The organism is Sphingopyxis sp. BE235, assembly GCF_031457175.1.
Classification (GTDB): Bacteria; Pseudomonadota; Alphaproteobacteria; order Sphingomonadales; family Sphingomonadaceae; genus Sphingopyxis.
In genome coordinates, this window is the sequence record NZ_JAVDWC010000002.1 from 601,576 (window position 1) to 621,058 (window position 19,483).

18 protein-coding genes are annotated in these 19,483 nt (G+C 65.6%); 9 read left to right on the forward strand and 9 right to left on the reverse strand.

All coding sequences use genetic code 11. From position 1 onward, the window contains the following. Positions 1 to 17: 17 nt before the first annotated feature. On the forward strand, positions 18 to 1,301 hold the full coding sequence (locus J2X38_RS10085) for a citrate synthase (RefSeq protein WP_058538486.1): 1,284 nt from the start codon (positions 18 to 20) through the stop codon (positions 1,299 to 1,301). A gap of 58 nt (positions 1,302 to 1,359) precedes the next feature. Here J2X38_RS10085 and J2X38_RS10090 read toward each other — a convergent pair whose 3' ends face one another. Genes J2X38_RS10090 through J2X38_RS10100 form a run of 3 tightly spaced genes read right to left on the reverse strand, consistent with a single transcriptional unit; the run spans position 1,360 to position 4,893 of the window. Beyond that, positions 1,360 to 2,727: a HAMP domain-containing sensor histidine kinase gene (locus J2X38_RS10090; protein WP_310253690.1), complete on the reverse strand. Its 1,368-nt coding sequence runs from the start codon at positions 2,725 to 2,727 to the stop codon at positions 1,360 to 1,362. Then, positions 2,720 to 3,619: a hypothetical protein gene (locus J2X38_RS10095; protein WP_310253692.1), complete on the reverse strand. Its 900-nt coding sequence runs from the start codon at positions 3,617 to 3,619 to the stop codon at positions 2,720 to 2,722. The genes J2X38_RS10090 and J2X38_RS10095 overlap by 8 nt, the downstream gene beginning before the upstream one ends. Before the next feature lie 59 nt (positions 3,620 to 3,678). Further along, positions 3,679 to 4,893: a hypothetical protein gene (locus tag J2X38_RS10100; protein ID WP_310253694.1), complete on the reverse strand. Its 1,215-nt coding sequence runs from the start codon at positions 4,891 to 4,893 to the stop codon at positions 3,679 to 3,681. 304 nt (positions 4,894 to 5,197) lie between these two features. On the opposite strand from J2X38_RS10100, the gene gyrA reads away from it, so the two are divergent. From gyrA to J2X38_RS10115, 3 genes are all read left to right on the forward strand, one after another. After that, the gene (gene gyrA / locus J2X38_RS10105; protein WP_310310926.1) at positions 5,198 to 7,873 is read left to right on the forward strand and encodes a DNA gyrase subunit A; all 2,676 of its coding nucleotides are present in this window, start codon (positions 5,198 to 5,200) and stop codon (positions 7,871 to 7,873) included. After that, positions 7,870 to 8,181, forward strand: a complete 312-nt coding sequence (locus J2X38_RS10110) for a DUF952 domain-containing protein (protein ID WP_310253699.1) — start codon at positions 7,870 to 7,872, stop codon at positions 8,179 to 8,181. Before gyrA ends, J2X38_RS10110 begins: the two co-directional genes overlap by 4 nt. Before the next feature lie 154 nt (positions 8,182 to 8,335). Next, positions 8,336 to 10,405 carry an amidohydrolase family protein gene (locus tag J2X38_RS10115; RefSeq protein WP_310253701.1) on the forward strand — a complete coding sequence of 690 codons (2,070 nt, stop codon included), beginning with the start codon at positions 8,336 to 8,338 and terminating at the stop codon, positions 10,403 to 10,405. A gap of 31 nt (positions 10,406 to 10,436) precedes the next feature. Here J2X38_RS10115 and J2X38_RS10120 read toward each other — a convergent pair whose 3' ends face one another. Continuing rightward, positions 10,437 to 10,997, reverse strand: coding sequence for a peroxiredoxin (locus J2X38_RS10120; protein WP_310253703.1), 561 nt, complete (start codon positions 10,995 to 10,997; stop codon positions 10,437 to 10,439). Between the two features lie 258 nt (positions 10,998 to 11,255). Between J2X38_RS10120 and J2X38_RS10125 the strand changes: the two genes are divergently transcribed. The 3 genes from J2X38_RS10125 to J2X38_RS10135 are packed head-to-tail and all read left to right on the forward strand — an operon-like array spanning position 11,256 to position 14,427. After that, complete coding sequence (locus J2X38_RS10125; RefSeq protein WP_310253705.1) at positions 11,256 to 13,040, forward strand: DUF885 domain-containing protein; 1,785 nt, start codon at positions 11,256 to 11,258, stop codon at positions 13,038 to 13,040. 31 nt (positions 13,041 to 13,071) lie between these two features. Next, positions 13,072 to 13,914 carry a TauD/TfdA family dioxygenase gene (locus tag J2X38_RS10130; RefSeq protein WP_310253707.1) on the forward strand — a complete coding sequence of 281 codons (843 nt, stop codon included), beginning with the start codon at positions 13,072 to 13,074 and terminating at the stop codon, positions 13,912 to 13,914. A gap of 51 nt (positions 13,915 to 13,965) precedes the next feature. Then, positions 13,966 to 14,427 (forward strand): host attachment family protein, encoded by a 462-nt coding sequence (locus J2X38_RS10135; RefSeq protein WP_058538477.1) that lies wholly within the window; start codon positions 13,966 to 13,968, stop codon positions 14,425 to 14,427. Here the strand turns inward: J2X38_RS10135 and J2X38_RS10140 are convergent, their stop codons facing one another. After that, the gene (locus J2X38_RS10140; RefSeq protein WP_310253709.1) at positions 14,428 to 15,093 is read right to left on the reverse strand and encodes a lysoplasmalogenase; all 666 of its coding nucleotides are present in this window, start codon (positions 15,091 to 15,093) and stop codon (positions 14,428 to 14,430) included. A gap of 91 nt (positions 15,094 to 15,184) precedes the next feature. Between J2X38_RS10140 and trmFO the strand changes: the two genes are divergently transcribed. Continuing rightward, the gene (gene trmFO / locus J2X38_RS10145) at positions 15,185 to 16,531 is read left to right on the forward strand and encodes a methylenetetrahydrofolate--tRNA-(uracil(54)-C(5))-methyltransferase (FADH(2)-oxidizing) TrmFO (protein WP_310253711.1); all 1,347 of its coding nucleotides are present in this window, start codon (positions 15,185 to 15,187) and stop codon (positions 16,529 to 16,531) included. Here the strand turns inward: trmFO and J2X38_RS10150 are convergent. Beyond that, the gene (locus J2X38_RS10150) at positions 16,528 to 16,995 is read right to left on the reverse strand and encodes a hypothetical protein (RefSeq protein ID WP_310253713.1); all 468 of its coding nucleotides are present in this window, start codon (positions 16,993 to 16,995) and stop codon (positions 16,528 to 16,530) included. The genes trmFO and J2X38_RS10150 overlap by 4 nt on opposite strands. Positions 16,996 to 17,131: 136 nt before the next feature. Here J2X38_RS10150 and J2X38_RS10155 point away from each other — a divergent pair, with 136 nt between their 5' ends. After that, complete coding sequence (locus tag J2X38_RS10155; protein ID WP_058538474.1) at positions 17,132 to 18,037, forward strand: hydrogen peroxide-inducible genes activator; 906 nt, start codon at positions 17,132 to 17,134, stop codon at positions 18,035 to 18,037. Between the two features lie 102 nt (positions 18,038 to 18,139). Here J2X38_RS10155 and J2X38_RS10160 read toward each other — a convergent pair whose 3' ends face one another. From J2X38_RS10160 to pgsA, 3 genes are read right to left on the reverse strand one after another with little or no spacing between them, the layout of a single operon-like run. Continuing rightward, positions 18,140 to 18,580, reverse strand: a complete 441-nt coding sequence (locus tag J2X38_RS10160) for a molybdenum cofactor biosynthesis protein MoaE (protein ID WP_310253715.1) — start codon at positions 18,578 to 18,580, stop codon at positions 18,140 to 18,142. Then, positions 18,577 to 18,834 carry a molybdopterin converting factor subunit 1 gene (gene moaD, locus J2X38_RS10165; protein WP_310253717.1) on the reverse strand — a complete coding sequence of 86 codons (258 nt, stop codon included), beginning with the start codon at positions 18,832 to 18,834 and terminating at the stop codon, positions 18,577 to 18,579. The genes J2X38_RS10160 and moaD overlap by 4 nt, the downstream gene beginning before the upstream one ends. 7 nt (positions 18,835 to 18,841) lie before the next feature. Further along, positions 18,842 to 19,414: a CDP-diacylglycerol--glycerol-3-phosphate 3-phosphatidyltransferase gene (gene pgsA, locus J2X38_RS10170; RefSeq protein ID WP_037515508.1), complete on the reverse strand. Its 573-nt coding sequence runs from the start codon at positions 19,412 to 19,414 to the stop codon at positions 18,842 to 18,844. Positions 19,415 to 19,483: the final 69 nt, after the last annotated feature.

A 19,483-nucleotide genomic window follows, 5' to 3' on the forward strand; every position in this document is an offset into this window, starting at 1 on the left:
AGTACAGGGAATAAAATATGACCGACACCGCGAAAATCACGCTGGGCGACACGACCGTCGACAGCCCTGTCCTGTCGGGCACCGTCGGCCCCGACGTCGTCGATATCCGCAAATTCTACGCCCAGACCGGCGCCTTCACTTACGATCCCGGCTTCACCTCGACCGCGAGCTGCGAATCGCAGATCACCTATATCGATGGCGACGAGGGCGTGCTGCTGCACCGCGGTTATGCGATCGGCGATCTCGCCGAACATTCGAGCTTCATGGAAACCTGTTACCTGCTGCTCAACGGCGAACTGCCGAATGCGCAGGAACTGGCCGATTTCGACACGACGATCACGCGTCACACGATGCTGCACGAACAGCTCGCGACCTTCTATCGCGGTTTCCGCCGCGACGCGCACCCGATGGCCGTCATGTGCGGCGTCGTCGGCGCGCTCAGCGCTTTTTATCACGACTCGACCGAGATCCACGATCCGCACCAGCGGATGATCGCCAGCCACCGCCTGATCGCAAAAATGCCGACGATCGCCGCGATGGCGTATAAATATTCGGTCGGCCAGCCCTTCGTCTATCCCGACAATTCGCTGAGCTACACCGGCAATTTCCTGCGCATGACCTTCGGCGTGCCCGCGGAGCCCTATGAGGTGAACCCGGTCGTCGAACGCGCGCTCGACCGTATCTTCATCCTCCATGCCGATCACGAACAGAATGCGTCGACCTCGACCGTCCGCCTCGCGGGTTCGTCGGGCGCCAATCCCTTCGCGTGCATCGCCGCGGGCATCGCCTGCCTGTGGGGCCCCGCGCATGGCGGTGCAAACGAAGCCGCGCTCAACATGCTGCGCGAAATCGGCCGCCCGGAACGCATTCCCGAATATATCGCGCGCGCGAAGGACAAGGACGATCCGTTCCGCCTGATGGGCTTCGGTCACCGCGTCTATAAAAACTACGATCCGCGCGCGACCGTGATGCAGAAGACGGTGCGCGAAGTGTTCGAAGCGCTCAAGGTCAACGACCCCGTCTTCGAAGTCGCGTTGCAGCTTGAGGAAATGGCGCTCAACGATCCCTATTTCATCGAGAAGAAGCTTTTCCCGAACGTCGATTTCTATTCGGGCGTGATCCTGTCGGCGATCGGTTTCCCGACGACGATGTTCACCGCGCTCTTCGCGCTCGCCCGCACCGTCGGCTGGGTTGCGCAGTGGAACGAAATGATTTCGGACCCCGCGCAGAAGATCGGCCGCCCGCGTCAGCTCTACACTGGCGCGGCGCATCGTCCGTTCGTCCCGGTGGACAAGCGTTAAGCGCTCAAAGATCGGAAATTTCGAGCGGCGGCGCAGGCGACTGTGCCGCCGTTTCGATTCAGGCGTCGCGCGCCGGCAGGCTCAGCGTAAAGCGCGCGCCCTGGCCCGGCGCACTATCGACGGTCAGTTCGCCGTCCATCGCGCGCGCCAGGCGGCGGGCGATATAGAGGCCGAGGCCCGAACCGCCGCTGTCGGTGCGGCCGAGCCGCTCGAACTTCTCGAACACCACGGCCTGCTGCTCGGCGTCGATCCCCTGCCCCTGGTCGGCGACGGTAACCATCGCGCGGTCGCCTTCGCGGTCGACGCGGATCCAGATTTGCGAGTTGTCGGGTGAATAGCGGATGGCATTGCCGAGCAGGTTGAGCAGCACCTGCAAAACGCGGCGGAACTCGCCGGTGGCCGGCGCCCGGTCGTCGGTGCGCGGCGCATCGATGCGGATTCCCTTTTCCTCGGCCTTCATGCCGAGCAGGCCGACCGCGCGGCGCGCGAGATCCCCAAGGTCGATTTCGTCGCGCGCTGCCTTGAACCCGGGCCGCTCGATATTCTGAAGATCGGCCAGATCGTCGACGAGGCCGAGAAGGTGCCGCCCCGCATGCGCAATATCGCCGGCATAGCGCGCATAATCGGCGCGGATCGGGCCGTCGAACTGCCCCGAAATCGTCTCCGCCGTCGCGATGATGCGGCTCAGCGGGCCGCGCAGCGCGCCATCGATGCGGCGGCCGAACTGCGGATCGGACAGCGGGAGCGATCCGAACGCCGGATCGATGAGCGCCCCGCCCCCCTTCGGTTCGGCGGGCACCTGATCTTCGGCAACGACCGCAAGCCCGCGAAACCCCGTGAAACGCCCCGTGGCGTCGAACAAGGCTTCGCCCGACAAAGTCATCGCGATACCCGCCGCCTGCACGCGCTGGCTTTCAAAGCGCGACTGGCGCGCCAGCGCACGCAAGACAGGAAAGCGCCCGTCTTCGTCGGGCTGGAGTTCGAACAGTTCCGACAGCGAGCGGCCTTCCCAACCGCCCGGAATGGCGGGCGCATCGGGCGCGGCGTGCAGCGCTACCAGGCGCAGCTGTTGGTCGCATTCCCACGTCCAGCTTTGCGGTACGGCGGCGCTGTCGGCAATCACAGGCACCTGCGGCTGCATCACCGGGCGTGTACGCCAGTCGCTGATCTCGAGACTCGCGCCGTCGGCATCGGGCGTGATGCGGACGAGCGCGTGGATGTCGCTATGGTCGTCGGCGGCGTATAGGGGCCGGCTGATGTCGCGGTGAAGCCGCTGCGCCAGCGCGACGAGCCGCGCGAGGTGCGGCAGCGCGAGCGGCTTATCGAGCCCCGCGCCCGCACGCTGCTGCAGACGCAACAACGGCGTATCGGCGCTGACCAGCGCCCCCGACCGGTCGACCCGGCCCCGGATGATGCGCTCACTCACCGTCGTTCACATCGCTCACCGCGCGCGCGGGCAGCATAACCAGCGACGCCTCGAGTGGCGCCAGAGCCGCGTGATCGAGGCGCAGCGGCGCGAGCAGCGATGGCAGCGCGGCGGTTTCGGCCGTCAGGAGCGTGATCGCCATGTCGTCATAGGCGCGGCGGTGCGCTGCAGCGGCGAGAGCGATCAGCGTCGGCCAATTGTGGCGTGCGATCGCCGCGGCCGCCGCGGCGGGCAATGCAGCACCCAAAACCTCGTAATAGGCATGTCCGGCGTCCGCCATACCGGTTTCGTCGGCCTGCCGTTCGATCGCGATGCGGACCGCATCGCCCAGATCGGCGGCACGTCGCTTGTCGCCGCTCACCTCGGCCAGCCGCCACGCGGCGATATCGAGCAACAGCGCGCGGAAGGTTTCGCCGTCGAGATCGGCGATCGCAAGCGCGGGATTGCCCAGCGCGTCGAAGCGGCGGCGGTCGGCGATCTGCAGCGCGAGATAGGCGCGATCGATATCGGACAGCGGCACGCTCTCCGCTGGCGCATCGGCGTGGGTTGTTTCGGGTTCGGACAGAACCGGCGGCGGGCTGGTTCGTTGCCCCGATTGCTCGCGCCAGCGATGCTCCTCGGCGCGCGCGAAACAAACGCCCGCCAGCCGCGCCGCACACGGCAATCCGCCGCGAAGCCACTCGTTCCACAGGAGACCCGGATCGATACGGGGATCGAGCCTTGCCGCGACATCGACGACCAGTCGGCGCGCGACGCCCAAGGACAGCGCGCGCTGCTCCTCGGTGAGCCGCCCGGCAGCCGGCGCGGCCAGATAGCCCGCCAGCTCGCGCAGGCGCGCCGACAGCGTCGGCGACGGCGGGTCGATGCCGGGAGAGGAGGCGGATTCACTCATGCGTATCCGCCAATAACAGCATAGCGTTAATAGGCGTTAAACCTTCAAACGCATATGTTTTAACGTGTTTCCGGGCGCCGCGCGAGGCGCAGCCAGAGCAGGATCTGGAACAGCGCGAGCAGAGGCAGGATCGCAAACATCAGCGGTGCGAAGCCGAACAACAGCGCGGGGGCGAGCATGATCCACGCCTGATCGGCGTCGGGAAGCAGCCAGTGGAATCGCCGGCGCTCGCCCGAATCCTCGTAAAGCCAGCGCGCGAGCAGGATCGTCGCGGCGAGGCACGGCGCCATCGCGGCCACCGAAAACAGCGGCATTTTGTGCTCCGGACCGGCGAGCGACAGGAGCCACGGGAAAATGGCGAGCAGCACCCAGGCAAAGGTGCGGATCACCTCGCGGGTCCGGTCCTGCGCCGCGCTTTCGGCGCGAAACGCCGACAGGAAACGCATCGCGGCCAGGCCAAGCCCGCCGAAGATCGCCACCAAAGCGCCTGCGGCGGCAAGCCCGGTCGCCGCCAGCAACCCAACGATCACCCACAGCAACGCGGTGACATAGGGCAGATAGCGCGCGGTGGCGGGCGATTTGACCAGCAAGGGTCCGACAAGCCGGATGAGCGGCATCATGATCGCCGAACGGCCGAGCCCCATGCCGCCATATTCGACCTGTTGCAGGCTCGACTGCTCGATCAGCGCCGCGGTGGGGCGATCGGCGACGATCGCGATCTCGCCCTGTTCGAACAGCGCGGGCTCGCAATAGAGCCGCCGCGCGCCCGATTGCACCGCGAGCCGCAGCAGCGTCAGCATCATGTCCCATTCGCCGGGCATCGCGGCGAGTTCGGCGACCATCGGCTCCGAAATGCACGCAAGTCCGCCCCAGCGGCGGGTCGCGTCGATGCGCTCGAACCCCTGCGTCAGCGGCGTATCGCCGGTCACGAGGATCGCCGGCGATCCGGGCCGGGCGATCGCCGCATAGTGCGTCCCGCCCGCACGCAGGCCGTCGGCGACCAGGATGATACGATCGTCGGGCTCGACCAGCCCCATCAGGTCTGCGGCGGCGCGGACCGCGGTCACCTTCAGTCCGCGGCGGCGGATACGGTCGCACGTCGTCAGCAATTCGGCGGGGACCGCGCCGACCGCTACCGCGATATGCGTCACGCCGACGTCGGAAAGACGCGCCGCCTGCCGCTCGATCAGCGTCTCGCCCGCCACAGTGACGAGCGCGCGGAGCGACCCGTCGGCCAGCGTTTCGCTGGCGCCGACCAGCGCAATCAGGGCCATCGGTGCCGGGGGTATATAACAGCGGTCATCGGCGCGCAGCTTTAGGGACGACGAAGCGATTGGCAAGCCCCGCGATAGGGCCCGATGACGTCACGCCTTCACCCCGTTTTCCCGCACTTTACGCGCCATTTCTGCGCGCAAAAAAATAGCGGAAAAATGACCGAATCGCTGGCCTTTCCACCCACCATCGGCTAGGAAAAAATCATCTCCCGAAAAGCAGAAAAAAGGCCGGGTCTTGACCGAAGAAAATACGCCTACGCCGCCGTCCGAGGATGGCGTTTCGCCGATCAACATCGTCGACGAAATGAAGACGTCATACCTCGATTACGCGATGAGCGTGATCGTCAGCCGCGCGCTCCCCGACGTGCGCGACGGGCTGAAGCCGGTGCATCGCCGCATCCTTTACGCGGCGCAGGAAGGCGGCTTCATCCCGGGCCGCCCGTACAAGAAATCGGCGAAGATCGTCGGCGACGTGATGGGTAACTATCACCCGCACGGCGACAGCGCGATCTACGACGCGCTCGCGCGCATGACGCAGGACTGGTCGCTGCGCGTGCCGCTGATCGACGGTCAGGGCAATTTCGGCTCGATGGACCCCGATCCGCCAGCATCGATGCGTTACACCGAAGCGCGCCTCGCCAAGACCGCGATGGTGCTGCTGAACGATCTCGACAAGGATACGGTCGACTTCCAGCCCAACTATGACGCCAGCCGCGAGGAGCCCACCGTGCTTCCGGCGCGCTTCCCGAACCTGCTCGTCAACGGCGCCGGCGGCATCGCGGTCGGCATGGCGACCAACATCCCCCCGCATAACCTCGGCGAAATCATCGACGCGACGCTCGCGATAATCGACCGCCAGCTCGAAGGTGGTGAACCCGTCACGCTCGAGGAATTGATGGCGATCGTCCCCGGTCCCGATTTCCCGACCGGCGCGATGATGCTCGGCCAGGGCGGCGCGCGCAACGCCTATGCCACGGGCCGTGGTTCGATCATGATGCGCGCGACGCATATCATCGAGGAGGGCCGGAACGACCGCCAATCGATTGTTCTGACGTCGATTCCTTTCCAGGTCGGCAAGTCCGGCCTCGTCGAGAAGATCGCCGAAGCGGCGCGCGACAAGCGCATCGAGGGCGTCGCCGACATCCGCGACGAATCGAACCGCGAGGGCGTGCGCGTCGTCATCGAGCTGAAGCGCGACGCGACCGCCGAGGTCGTGCTCAATCAGCTCTGGCGCCACACCCCGGCGCAGTCGAGCTTCCCCGCGAACATGCTCGCGATCCGCGGCGGCCGCCCCGAAATGATGGGGCTGAAGGACATATTGTCGGCCTTCATCACCTTCCGCGAGGAAGTGATCACCCGCCGCTGCAAGTTCGAACTCGCCAAGGCGCGCGACCGCGCGCACATCTTGCTTGGCCTCGTCGTCGCGGTCAGCAATCTCGACGAAGTCGTCCGCATCATCCGCGGCTCGAACTCGCCCGCCGCCGCCCGCGAAGCGCTGCTCTTGCGCGAATGGCCGATCGGCGAAATCGCCCCCTACATCCGCCTCGTCGAAGCGATCGAGGGCGAGATGGAGGAAAGCGCCACTTATCGCCTGTCCGAAGTACAGGTGAAGGCGATCCTCGACCTGCGCCTCCACCGCCTGACCGCGCTCGGCCGCGACGAAATCGGTAAGGAACTCGGTGAGTTGGCGACCGAGATTGAGGAATTGCTTTCGATTCTCGCCGACCGCGTCAAACTTTATGGCGTGATGCGCGAGGAACTGGTCGCGGTGCGCGAGGAATTCGCGACCCCGCGCCGCACGCTGCTCGCGCCCGCAGCCGACGGCATCGACGACGAGGATCTGATCGAGCGCGAGGAGATGGTCGTCACCGTCACCCTCGACGGCTATATCAAGCGCACGCCGCTCGACACCTTCCGCGCCCAGCGCCGCGGCGGCAAAGGCCGCGCCGGCATGGCGACGAAGGATGAGGATGTCGTCACCGAGCTGTTCGTCACCTCGACGCACACGCCGGTGCTCTTCTTCTCGACCGCGGGCAAGGTGTACCGCATGAAGGTGTGGCGCCTGCCCGAAGGCGGACCCGCGACGCGCGGCCGTCCGATGATCAACCTGCTGCCGCTCGCGCAGGGCGAGACGATCTCGACCGTGCTGCCGCTGCCCGAGGACGAGGCCGAATGGGGCAAGCTGCACGTCATGTTCGCAACCGCGAAGGGCAGCGTGCGTCGTAACAGCATGGACGCTTTCACCAACGTGCCCTCGAACGGCAAGATCGCGATGAAGTTCGAGGGCGAGGATGAGGACGACCACCTGATCGGCGTCGCGCTGCTCGACGAAAGCGACGATGTGCTGCTCGCGACGCGCCAGGGCAAGGCGATACGCTTCGCCGGCGACGACGTGCGCGAATTCCAGAGCCGCAATTCGACCGGTGTGCGCGGCATGCGCCTCGCCGAGGGCGACGAGGTGATCTCGCTCTCGATCCTGCACCGCGTCGGCACCACCGGCGACGAGCGCGAAGCCTATCTGCGCGCCGCACCGTGGAAAGATAATGAAAATGAACCGACGCTCGATGGCGAGCGCATGGCCGAGCTGGCCGCGCGCGAACAGTTCATCCTGACCATCTGTGCCAACGGCTATGGCAAGCTCTCGTCCGCCTATGAATATCGGCGCACGGGCCGCGGCGGTCAGGGCATCACCAATATCGATAATATCGCGCGCAACGGCCTTGTCGTCGCCAGCTTCCCCGCAACCAAGGTGCATCAGCTGATGCTGGTGACCGATCAGGCGAAGCTGATCCGTATGGGCCTCGATTCGATGCGCGTCATCGGCCGCGGGTCGGCGGGCGTACGCCTGTTCGACGTCGCCAAGGACGAGCATGTCGTCTCGGCGGCGCTCATCGAGGAAAGCGACGAGGAAGAGGTCGAAGGCACCGAAGGCGAAGCAACGCCCGAGGCCGAGACCCCGACCGAGACGGCGCCCGAATGACCGCTGCGACGGCCTTCAAGGTGCTGACCCAGCAGCAATGGGCCGATTTCGAGCGCGAACGCGTGTTTCGCGGCGCACCGGTGGATATCGCCGATGGCTATATCCACCTGTCGACCGCCGAGCAGCTCGAGGCGACGATCGCCAAATATTTCGCGGGGCAAAGCTGCCTGATGATCGCCGAGGTGGACCTGATCTGCCTCGGCGACGCGATCCGCTGGGAGCCGGCCCGCGGCGGCGAACTGTTCCCGCATATCTATGCAGAGCTGCCGATACATGCGGTGGTGGGGTTGCAGAAACGCGACCAATAATCGTTGCCCCCTTTTGAAAGAGGGAGACGGCTAGAACGCGAGCGGAACTCTTTTGATCGAACGCTCGTCGGCGTTGGTCGCATCTTGCTTCGCGCACCGAAAAACTCCTACCAGTGTCGGGCTTTGCACCGTCCGTGCATGGGGGAGATAGAAGATGCGCCTCGTTTTGATTGCCGCCCTGCTGGCCTCGGCCGCATCGATCCCAGCGACCGCGCACGAGACGGCCGCCCCCGCTGCACAATCGAAACCCGTCCCCAAGGAAGAGTTGCTGAAGCCGCCCGCCGACGCGGTGCGATATGTGGTCGTGTCCGAAGCCGGCCAGCACGGCAGCCAGTGGCAGTGGCAGCTCCCCGACGGCCGCACCGCCTATCGCTGGTCGCAGGAACTGCGCGGCTGGATCACCGAGATGGATCAGGTGACGACCTTCGGCCCCGGCGGCGCGATCGAGGCACTCACCGTCCGCGGCGTCACGACGTCGGGCGACGCCGCCGAGGAATTTCGCATCGCGAATGGCCGCGCAACCTGGAAAACGGCGAATGACTCGGGCGAAGCGACTGCCGGTGGCTGGTACATCCCCGCCGGCGGGGTCGGCATCGCGAATGCCCCGCTGATCGACGCGCTCGCCGCGGCGGGCGACGCCGGGCTGAATTTCCTGCCGAGCGGCAAGGGGCGGATGACCTTCGGCCCGACACAGGTGATCCAGGGGCCCGGCGGCCCCAAGAAGGTCCAGCTCGCCTTCGTCAGCGGCATCCTGCCCTCGCCGCTTCCCGTCTGGCTCGACGAGAACAAACGCTATTTCGCCGACATCAGCTATATCTCGGTGATCCCGGCGGGATATGAAGGCGCGCTGAAGCAGCTACGCAACGCGCAGGAAGCGGCGACCGCCGAAGCGGTTTCGGGCATCGCCAAACGCTTCCTGTCGCCCGCCGCGAAAGCCCCCGTGCTGTTCGACAATGTCCAGTTGTTCGACGCCGACAAGGGCGTGTTTCTTCCCGCTCGCGCGGTGCTCGCGCAGGGCGGCAAGATTGCCGCCATCGGCGCCGCTGGATCATTAGAGGTACCGGCGGGAGCGCAGGTCATCGACGGCCGCGGCAAGACGCTGGTTCCGGGCATATGGGACAGCCACCTCCACATCGGCGACGATTGGGACGTGCTCTCGAACATGGCCAACGGGATCACCAGCTTCCGCAGCCCCGGGACGACCTTCGACCGCGCGGTCGAGGCGACCAAGCGCCGCGCCGACGGCAGCCTGCTGATGGGCGAGCCCTTCATCTCGGTCATCATCGACAAGAAGGATCCGCTCGCCGCACAGGGCGCCGAGGTGGTCAGCAGCGCCGACGAAGCCGTCGCCGCGGTGCGGCGCGTCAAGGCCGCCGGCCTGTGGGGCGTCAAATTCTATACCTCGATGAATCCGGCGTGGATCGCGCCCGCCGCGGCGGAGGCGCACCGCCTTGGCCTGCATGTCCACGGCCATGTCCCCGCCACGATGAAGCCCAGCGAAGCCGTCGCCGCGGGCTATGATGAACTCACGCACCTCAATTTCGTGGTGATGGAGGCGATGCCGCGCGAAGTGATCGACAAGGCGAACACGCGGCAACGCGTCGAAGGGCCTGCGCGATATTTCAAGGATGTCGATCTCGACGGACCCGTGATGTCGCGTTTCGTGGCCGACCTTGCGGCCAAGAAAACGCTCGTCGATCCGACAATCGTCATTTTCGAGGGCATGCTCACGCAGGACGGCGGGAAACCCCAACCCGCCTACACACCCTATATGGGCATCATCTCGCCCGTCCTCGAACGCTCGACGTTCACCGCCGGCGGCTATCCGCTGGTCGAAGGGCTGACGCGCGACGATTACCGCAAGAGCTATGCGAAAATGGTCGAGCTCGTCGGCCGGCTGCACAAGGCGGGCGTGCCGATCGTCGCGGGCACCGACGGCTGGGGGATCGAGCTCATCCGCGAACTCGAAATCTACCAGCAGGCCGGCTTCAGCCCCGCCGAAGCCATCCAGAGCGCCACCATCGTCCCCGCGCGCGTCGTCGGCGCCGACAAGCGCACGGGCTCGATCGCGGTGGGCAAGGAAGCCGACCTGGTTTTAGTCGACGGCGACCCCTCGACCGACCTCGGCGCGCTCCGCCGCGTGGTGACGGTCGTGAGCGACGGCTATGTGATGGACGCAAACGAACTGCGGAAAGCCGCGGGTTACAGCGGCACCCCAAAGTAGCGGCTGACCGCTATCGACGCCCGAACCCAAATCAGCGCTGCCGGGCCTTCCACGCGCGAACCGCCGCCATCGTCTTTTCGACATGCGCCTGCGGTTTGTTGTCGGTGTAGCTCAGCAGGATCGTTCCGTTCGGCGCGATGACATAGGATGTCCGGTTGGAAAGCGTCGTGCCGTCGGGGCGCCGCATCGTTGAATCATATTTCGCGGCGATCTTCGCACCCGGGTCGGCGGCGACGGCAAATTTGTCGCGGCATTCGGATTTGGAAAATTCCGCGACGCGCTCGATGTTACCGGCGGTGACGCCAACGACGCGGGCGCCCAGCCGGTTGAAGTCGTCGCTCGATTCGGCAAACAGGTGCGCTTCCATCGTACAACCCGGCGTAAAGGCCGCAGGGAAGAAATAGAGCACGACGGGTCCCTTCTTCAGCGCCTGCTTCAATGACAGGACGAAGGGTTTGCCGCCCTGCGCAGCGTTCAGGGTGAAGTCGGGCGCCGTCGCGCCCTGCTTGAGGGCAGCAATGCCCTGCGCCGGAATAGCCGCGAGCGACAGGCCAAGGCCAAACGACATCGCAATCTTCATCACGGTTTTCATCTGCGGTTCTCCAGCTTGGACATGGCGCATGTCCATATTCGCCGGCATGGGGCAAGATCGCGGCGCTGGATCAAGATGATGAAAAAAGTGGCGGCGTCTACATCGATCGTCCGCGCTGCGCGACCGCACCATAAGCGGCCTGCCCGCGACTGGCAATTTTAGCCTTGGCCGTGCGACGCCAATCGCGTTACCGATGATTCTGAAAATAACAGAGAAAGGGGTCCGGTGCGGCTATCACGACGGGAATTCTCATGGGCGTTGGGGGCCAGCCTGGTTGCGGCACCGGCGGCACGCGCGGCGATCCAGAGCGGTACGGGCGACGCGGCGCTCACCGCCTTTCTCGACGCCGCCTTCGAGGCCGAGCTGGCGCTCGATCCCGAACAGCTGACCCAGCTCGGCCGCAAGGAACAGCAGGACCGGCTCACCGACCCCAGCGATGCGGCGGCGGCGGCGCGGCTCAAGTGGCGCCGGGATAATGTTGCCGCGATGAAGCGGCAATTCGATCGCGCGAAACTCGGCGAGGACGCGCGGGTCTCCTACGACATGTGGGTGCTCGAGCTCGAGCGCGCCGAGGCGTCGACGAAATGGCGCGGGCATAATTACATCTTCGACCGCAACGGGCCGCATACCGGTCTGCCCAATTTCCTGATCAACCAGCACCGCGTCGACACGGCGGCCGATATGGAGGCCTATATCGCGCGGGTCACTGCGCTCGGCCCGACGCTCGACGCCTATCTCGAACGCGCCAAGGCCTCGGCGGCGAAGGGCGTGCGCATGCCCGGCTTCGCCTATGACCAGTCGATCGAACTCGTCGGGCGTCTTATCGCCGGGGCGCCGTTCGGCGCTGGTGCGGACAATGCGCTGTTCGCCGATGCCAAGACGAAGGCGACGGGCCTCGTGACCGCCGGAAAGATCGACACCGCCGCGGCCGAGCGCTACATCGCGCAGGCGGCCGCGGCGATGACCGGGTCGATGAAGCCTGCTTACGACCGGCTGCGCGCATGGCTCACCGCCGACCGGTCCAAGGCGTCGGCCGAGCCGCGCGGCGCGGGGTCGCTCCCTGATGGCGTGGCTTATTATAACGCGATGCTGCGCCTGCAGACGACGACCGACATGACTGCCGACGAAATCCACGCGCTCGGCCTGTCCGAAGTCGCGCGCATCCGCGCCGAGATGGAGGCGCTGAAGGCGAAGATCGGATTTGAAGGAAAGCTCGAGGATTTCTTCGTCTTCCTGCGCAGCGACGACCGCTTCTATGTCGCGAATGACGACGCGGGCCGCGCGATCTATCTCAAGAAGTCCGAGGATTATCTCGCCAGCATGCGCGCGCGGCTGCCCGAACAATTCGGACGGCTGCCCAAGGCCGACCTGATCGTCAAGCGCGTCGAGGCGTTTCGCGAGGAACCGGGCGGCGCGGCGCATTATTCGCCCGCGGCGCTCGACGGGTCACGGCCGGGCATCTTCTATGTCCATCTCGCCGACACGCGCGCGACGCCGACCTATGAAATCGAAGGCACCGTCTACCACGAAGGCCACCCCGGCCATCATATGCAGATCGCGCTCGCGCAGGAAATGACGGGCACGCCCGAGTTCCGGAAGAATTATTTTTACGGCGCCTATGGCGAGGGCTGGGCGCTCTATGTCGAACGGCTTTCGAAGGAGATGGGTTTCTACACCGATCCCTACAGCGATTTCGGACGGCTGGGTCGCGAGATCTGGCGCGCCATACGCCTGGTGGTCGACACCGGAATCCACGCCAAGGGATGGAGCGAGGCGGAGGCGCTGGCCTTTTACACCGCCAATTCGCCGCAGCCGATCGCCAAGATCCGCTCCGAAATTCGCCGCTATTTCGTCACCCCGGGTCAGGCGACCTCGTACAAGGTCGGCATGCAGCACATCCTCGCATTGCGCGACCGCGCGCGGAAGGCACTGGGCGCACGATACGACCAGCGCATGTTTCACGAGATCATCCTCGGCCGGGGCTCGGTGCCGCTGCCGGTGCTCGAAGCGCAGATCGACCGCTGGATCGCCGCGCCCGATTGACCCCGCGCCCCGATCGGCGCAGCATCTGACGATGACGCTCATCATCACTCCCAGCGGTCAGGCGTGCGGCGCGCGCGTGACCGGCGTCGACCTGACGCAGCCGCTCACGCCCGAAACCATTGCCGAAATCCGTTCGGTGTGGCTCGACCATCATGTCCTGGCCTTTCCCGGCCAGAAGATGAGCGAGGACGATCTTGAGCGTTTCACCGGCTATTTCGGCGGCTTCGGCGACGATCCGTTCATCCGCCCGATCCCGGGCCACGAGCATATCATCGCGGTGAAACGAAAGGCCGACGAGACCGCACCGCTCTTCGCCGAAAACTGGCACAGCGACTGGAGTTTTCAGGCGCGACCACCCGCGGGCACCTGCCTGTTCGGCATCACCATCCCGCCCGTCGGCGGCAACACCGAATTTTCGAACCAGCACGCCGCGCTCGACGCGATGCCTGCCGACCTTCGCGCGCGCATCGAGGGGCTGCAGGCGATCCACAGCGCCCGCGCCGGCTACGCCCCCTCGGGTATGTACGGAGCGAACGACAAGGATCGGAGCATGGACATACGCTCGGGTGAAGAGGCGCTCGATACGCAGCTTCACCCGTTCGTCCGCGCACATCCGGAAACGGGTCGCCCCGGCCTGTTCGGCTGCGCGGGCTATATCATCGGCTTCGACGGCCTCGACGATAGCGAAGGTCTGCCGCTCCTGTACGAAATGATCCAGTGGCAGGGGCGCGAGGAATTTCGGTACAGCCACATATGGGAACCCGACATGCTGATCATGTGGGACAATCGCTCGGTCCTCCACCGCGCGACCGGGGGCTACGACGGCTACGACCGCCTGCTCCACCGTACGACGATTGCGGCGTGGGACGGATAGAGAAACTTCGGCGATAGCCCATGCGTTGCTTGCCGCAGAAGGAGCAACATCATGACTCTCGCCCCCAACACCCTCGTTCTTGTCGCCGATGGCCGAAAAGCCCTGTTTCTGCGCAATCAAGGCGACGCGCGGCAGATCGATCTGCGCACCACGTCACATCAGGAACGCGACGATCGCAAGGATAGCGACATCAAGACCGATGCCTCGGGCCAATCGCCCGCCCCCGCCGGGACCGGCCTTAGCGGCGGCACGATGGGCGAACCCGATTTCCACCAGCAGGAGGAAGACCGCTTCGCACGCGACCTCGCCGAAAAGATCAACGCGATGGCGCTCGCGGGCAAGTTCGACGCGCTGGTCGTGATCGCGCCCGCGCGCACGATGGGCGAACTGCGCCCGCTCTGGCACAAGGAGGTGAGCGCCCGCCTCGTCGGCGAGCATGTCAAGGCCATGACCGATCGCCCGGTTTCGGACATCGAGGCGCTGCTCGTCGGCGAAGCGGCGCCGCCTTCCTGATCAGCCGCGCGCTTCTTTCGCGAGGGTGCCCACCACGCCCCATGCGATCAACGCCTGCCCCGCGAAATAGAGCGGCCAGACGAGCCACATCGTCACGTCCTTGGACAGCACCGCGCCCTCGCCCGCAAAGATGAAGAGATCACTGGCCAGGAACATCATCGCGCCCATCCCGGTGCGATAGCGCGGAAAGCGGCTGGTCCATGCGGCCGCCGCCATTGCGGCGACGAACAGCGAATAGACGGCGGCGTGCCACCAACCCGGCGCGGGGCTCAGCATCGCCCAAACGATCACCAGCGTCGCGGGCATCGTCAGCCAGCCCAGCAGGCGCTGCGACGGCGTCATCTGCACCCGCCTATTCATCAGATAGAGGGTGATCGCGATGATATGTCCGACCACGAACGCCACCGCCCCGGTCTCGAGCCCCTTCGCATCGAGCAGATAATCGCCGAGCGCGCCAAAGCCGAGGGCGGCCGCGATAAGCCAGCCTGTCTTCTCGCGGGCATTCACCGCCGCCCAAACCGCGAGCAAGCCGACGCCGCTTGTCTTCCAGGCCCAGATTGCGGGGCCGTCGAGCCGCAAGAAAACCGCGACGAAAAAGCTGGTCCCGCCGGCCAGTGCCAACAGCCACAACCAGCGCGCGCGATCCCAACCTTGCTCCCCGCTCATCATCCGTCCCTTTGCATCTTGTCTTCAACGGGCCTAGTGCGCGGCGGATCAAGTGCAAGTCAACGGCCAAGGTTAATTGGAAAGCGCGTAAATGAGCTACGACATTCACATCATCGGCGGCGGCCTCGCCGGATCCGAGGCCGCGTGGCAGCTCGCCGAGGCGGGTTTTCGCGTGCGTTTGTCGGAGATGCGTGGCGGCGGCGACATGACCCCGGCGCATCAGGGCGACGCACTCGCCGAAATGGTCTGCTCGAACAGCTTTCGCAGCGACGATGGCGACAGCAACGCGGTCGGCCTGCTCCACCGCGAAATGCGCACGCTCGGCTCGATCATCATGCGCGAGGCCGATGTCCACAAGGTGCCCGCAGGATCGGCGCTCGCGGTCGATCGTGACCTTTTCTCGGGCGGGGTGACGCACGCGCTCGAAAATCACCCGAACGTCACCATCGTACGCGAACGCATCGATACGCTGCCGTCAGAAGGCCTGACGATCGTCGCCACGGGCCCGCTTACCGCCGCCGGCCTCGCCTCGAGTATCGGCACCGCGACGGGCAAGGATGCCCTCGCCTTCTTCGACGCGATCGCGCCGATCGTCTACCGCGACAGCATCGACATGGATGTCGCGTGGATGGCGAGCCGCTGGGACAAGGTCGGCCCGATCGGCGACGGCAAGGACTATATCAACTGCCCGATGGACAAGGATCAGTATTACGCCTTCGTCCAGGGGCTCGTCGATGGCGACAAGACCGAGTTCAAGGATTGGGAAAAGGACACCCCCTATTTCGAAGGCTGTATGCCGATCGAAGTGATGGCCGAACGCGGCCCCGAAACCTTGCGCTTCGGCCCGATGAAGGGCGTCGGTCTCGACAATCCGCGCACCGGGCGCTGGCCCTATGCGGTCGTCCAGCTGCGTCAGGACAATGCGCTCGGCACGCTGTGGAACATGGTCGGTTTCCAGACCAAGCTGAAGCACGCCGCGCAGGTCGAATTGTTCCGCACCATCCCCGGGCTCGAAAAGGCCGAGTTCGCGCGCCTCGGCGGGCTCCACCGCAACAGCTTCATCCGCTCGCCTGAATTGCTCGACGCGCAGCTTCGCCTCAAATCGGCGCCGCACATCCGCTTCGCGGGGCAGATCACCGGCTGCGAAGGCTATGTCGAAAGCGCGGCCATCGGCCTGATCGCCGCGCGCTTTGCTGCCGCCGAGCTTGCGGGACGCGACCTCGCGCCGCCGCCGCCCGAAACCGCGCTCGGCGCGCTGCTCGGGCACATCACCGGCGGCGCTGATGCCGCGAGCTACCAGCCGATGAACGTTAATTTCGGCCTCTTCCCGCCACTTGCCGAGGATGTGCGCAAAAAGGACCGCAAGCTCGGCTATACCGCGCGCGCCGGTGCTTCACTCGCGGCGTGGATCGAGCAGGCCGACGGGGTCGCTGCCTAGCAACTACACTTCGGTTTCGTCGCCTGCTTCGGCGCCGTCGTCGAGAATTCCGCGCGCGTCAGATCGCCCGACCTGTCGCCATCGGCCCCGGCGAAGCGCTGTCCCGTCGCCGCGGCCCATTCCTCGAAGGTCAGCAGATTATTGCCGTCCTTGTCGAGCTTGCGGAACGCCGCGGTGCGCGACGACATCAGCTCGACGCGGCTGATCCGGTCGTTGCGGTCGCGGTCGAAGCGGTTGAAACGCCGCTCTTCGCGCGACGCCTCCTTGGCGGCGGGCAGCGCCGGCGGCGCGGGCCCGCGCTTGGGTGCCCCCGCTGCCACGACCGGAATCGCCGGCAAGGCGGGCGGCGGATCGGGCAGCACCTCTTCCTCTGCAATCTGCGTATAGCCCTTCCACATGAAGAGCCCGCCGGTCAGCAACAGCGCGCTCGCTACGCCGCCGATCAGAAAACGAGAAACTGCCATACGCCCCTCCGCGCCGGTTGATCGGGGATTGCTATCACGGCGGCGCGGAAAACGACAATAAACGCCGCCATTATGGCCACGAATTTTAATCGGTAAACTTGTTCAAAATCCTCTCAATAATTGCTACATCCGATCAATGCACAATTACCTCCCCTCGTTGAAACAGATGCAATATCTCGTCGCATTGCACGAACACGGCCATTTCGGCCGCGCCGCCGACGGCTGCAACGTCACCCAGTCGACGCTGTCGGCGGGCATCCGCGAGCTTGAAACGCTGCTTGGCCAGACGCTCGTCGAACGCACCCGCCGCGTCGTCCGCTTCACCGGGCTCGGCAACGCGATCGTCGAAAAGGCGCACCGCGTGCTGCGCGAAGCCGAGGAGTTAGCCGACATGGCCGCCGCCGCCGCCGCGCCGCTCGTCGGCGAACTCAGGATGAGCGTCATCCCGACGATCGCCCCCTTCCTCCTCCCCGGCCTGCTGCCGCGGCTCCGCAAGGAACGCCCGTCGCTCAAGCTTTTCCTCCGCGAAGAACCGAGCGCGCAGGCGTGCGAATCGCTGCACCACGGCACCGTGGATTGCGTCCTGCTCGCGCTCCCCTACGCGTGCGGGGACGTCGAAGCCGAGAATTTGTTCGACGACGCTTTGTTCGTCGCTTTCCCGGGCGACCAGTCGGAGGACCTGCCCGCGATGGTCAGCGCCGACCAGATCGATCCCGCGCAGATGCTGATGCTCGAGGATGGCCATTGCCTGAAGGACCACGTCCTCGCCGCGTGCAACCGCCCCGAACTACGCGCCGGCGCCCGAATGATGGGAACCTCGCTCCACACGCTGGTGCAGATGGTCGACAACGGCCTTGGCATCACGATGCTGCCGCAAATGGCTATCGAGGCGGGCATCCTCGACCACACCGACATCGACACCCGCCCGCTCGATTCGGAGCATGACTGGCGTACGATCGCGCTGGTGTGGCGCAAGGGAAGCCCGCGCGCCGAGGAATTCCGGATGCTCGCGGACATTTTTCGCAAACATCAGGCGGATTAAAACCAACCAAACCCGTTCGCATCGAGCGCAGTCGAGATGCCCCTCGGCCGCGCGCTATCCGATGGGTGTCTCGACTTCGCTCGACACGAACGGAAATTGAAGTCAGCCCCAGCGATCCGCGCGAACCTCGTCGCCCTCGCGGGGTTCGACCCAGCGGACTTGCCCGTCGGCAAAGGTCTCGCGCTTCCACAGCATGACGTCGGTTTTCAGCCGGTCGATCAGAAACTCGCACGCCGCCAGCGCCTCGGCGCGGTGCGGACTGCTGGCGAGGATGAACACGATCGTCTCGCCCGGCACCATCGCGCCGACGCGGTGGATCAGGGTCAACGCCGAAAGGTGCCAGCGGTCGGCCGCGGCATGCGCCAGATCGGCCAGCCCCGCCGCGGTCATCGCGGGGTGATGATCGAGGAACAGCTCGGTCAGGTCGCCGTCGCCGCGCACCCGCCCGATAAAACTGGCGCTCGCGCCATGCCCGCCCGCGTCGTGCAGGTCGAGTTCGGCGGCGATGTCGATCGCCGCCGGTTGGACCGCCACGCGGATCATCCGCCCGTCACCGGCGGAAACAGCGCGACCTCGCGCGCCCCGGCAAGCGGCGCGTCGAGGCCCATCATCACGCCGTCGATTGCGGCGCGGATACGCTGCGGTTCGGCAAAAGCGATTTGCCCGCGCGCATCGCGCGCTGCAAGCCATGCAACCAGGCTGCTCACATTGCTTACGCTAGCGGGGAGGTCGACCGTCTCGTCGGCCACTCCCATGCGGTCGCGCACCCAGGCGAAATAGGCGATCTCCAGCGGCATCCGATGCTCAATCCATATGCTTCAGGCCGACGCGCAGATAGTCCCAGCCGGTGATCAGCGTCAGCACCGCGGCGCCCCACAAGGAGGCAAGCCCGACGGTCTTGATCCACGCCATTTGCGGCAGCGCCCCTGCCAGAATCAGCGCCCCGAACGCGACGAGCTGGAACGTCGTCTTCCACTTGGCGAGCTGCGTCACCGGCATCGATACCTGCAGCGTCGCGAGGAATTCGCGAAGGCCCGATACGATGATTTCGCGCAGCAGGATCATCAGCGCAGCGATGACATGATAGCCCGAAATGTCGCGGGTGAAAACCAGCAGCAGGATCACCGCCGCGATCATGATCTTGTCGGCGATCGGGTCAAGAAAAGCCCCCAGCCGCGACACGATCCCGCGTGAGCGTGCAACATAGCCGTCAAAATAATCGGTAATGCCCATCAGGCAGTACAGGCCAAAGGCGAGCGCATAGTCGATCGGCTTCGGCTGGTGCGACCCTTCGACCACCCCGGGCCACAGCAGGAACAGCAGGATCGGCACCGCCAGGATACGCGATAATGTCAGGATGTTAGGAAGGCTGAGCATGATCGCTGTCGGCGTGTCCGTTCCAAAATGGGCTTTGACCCCGAATGCCCTAACCGATAAGCCCCCCCG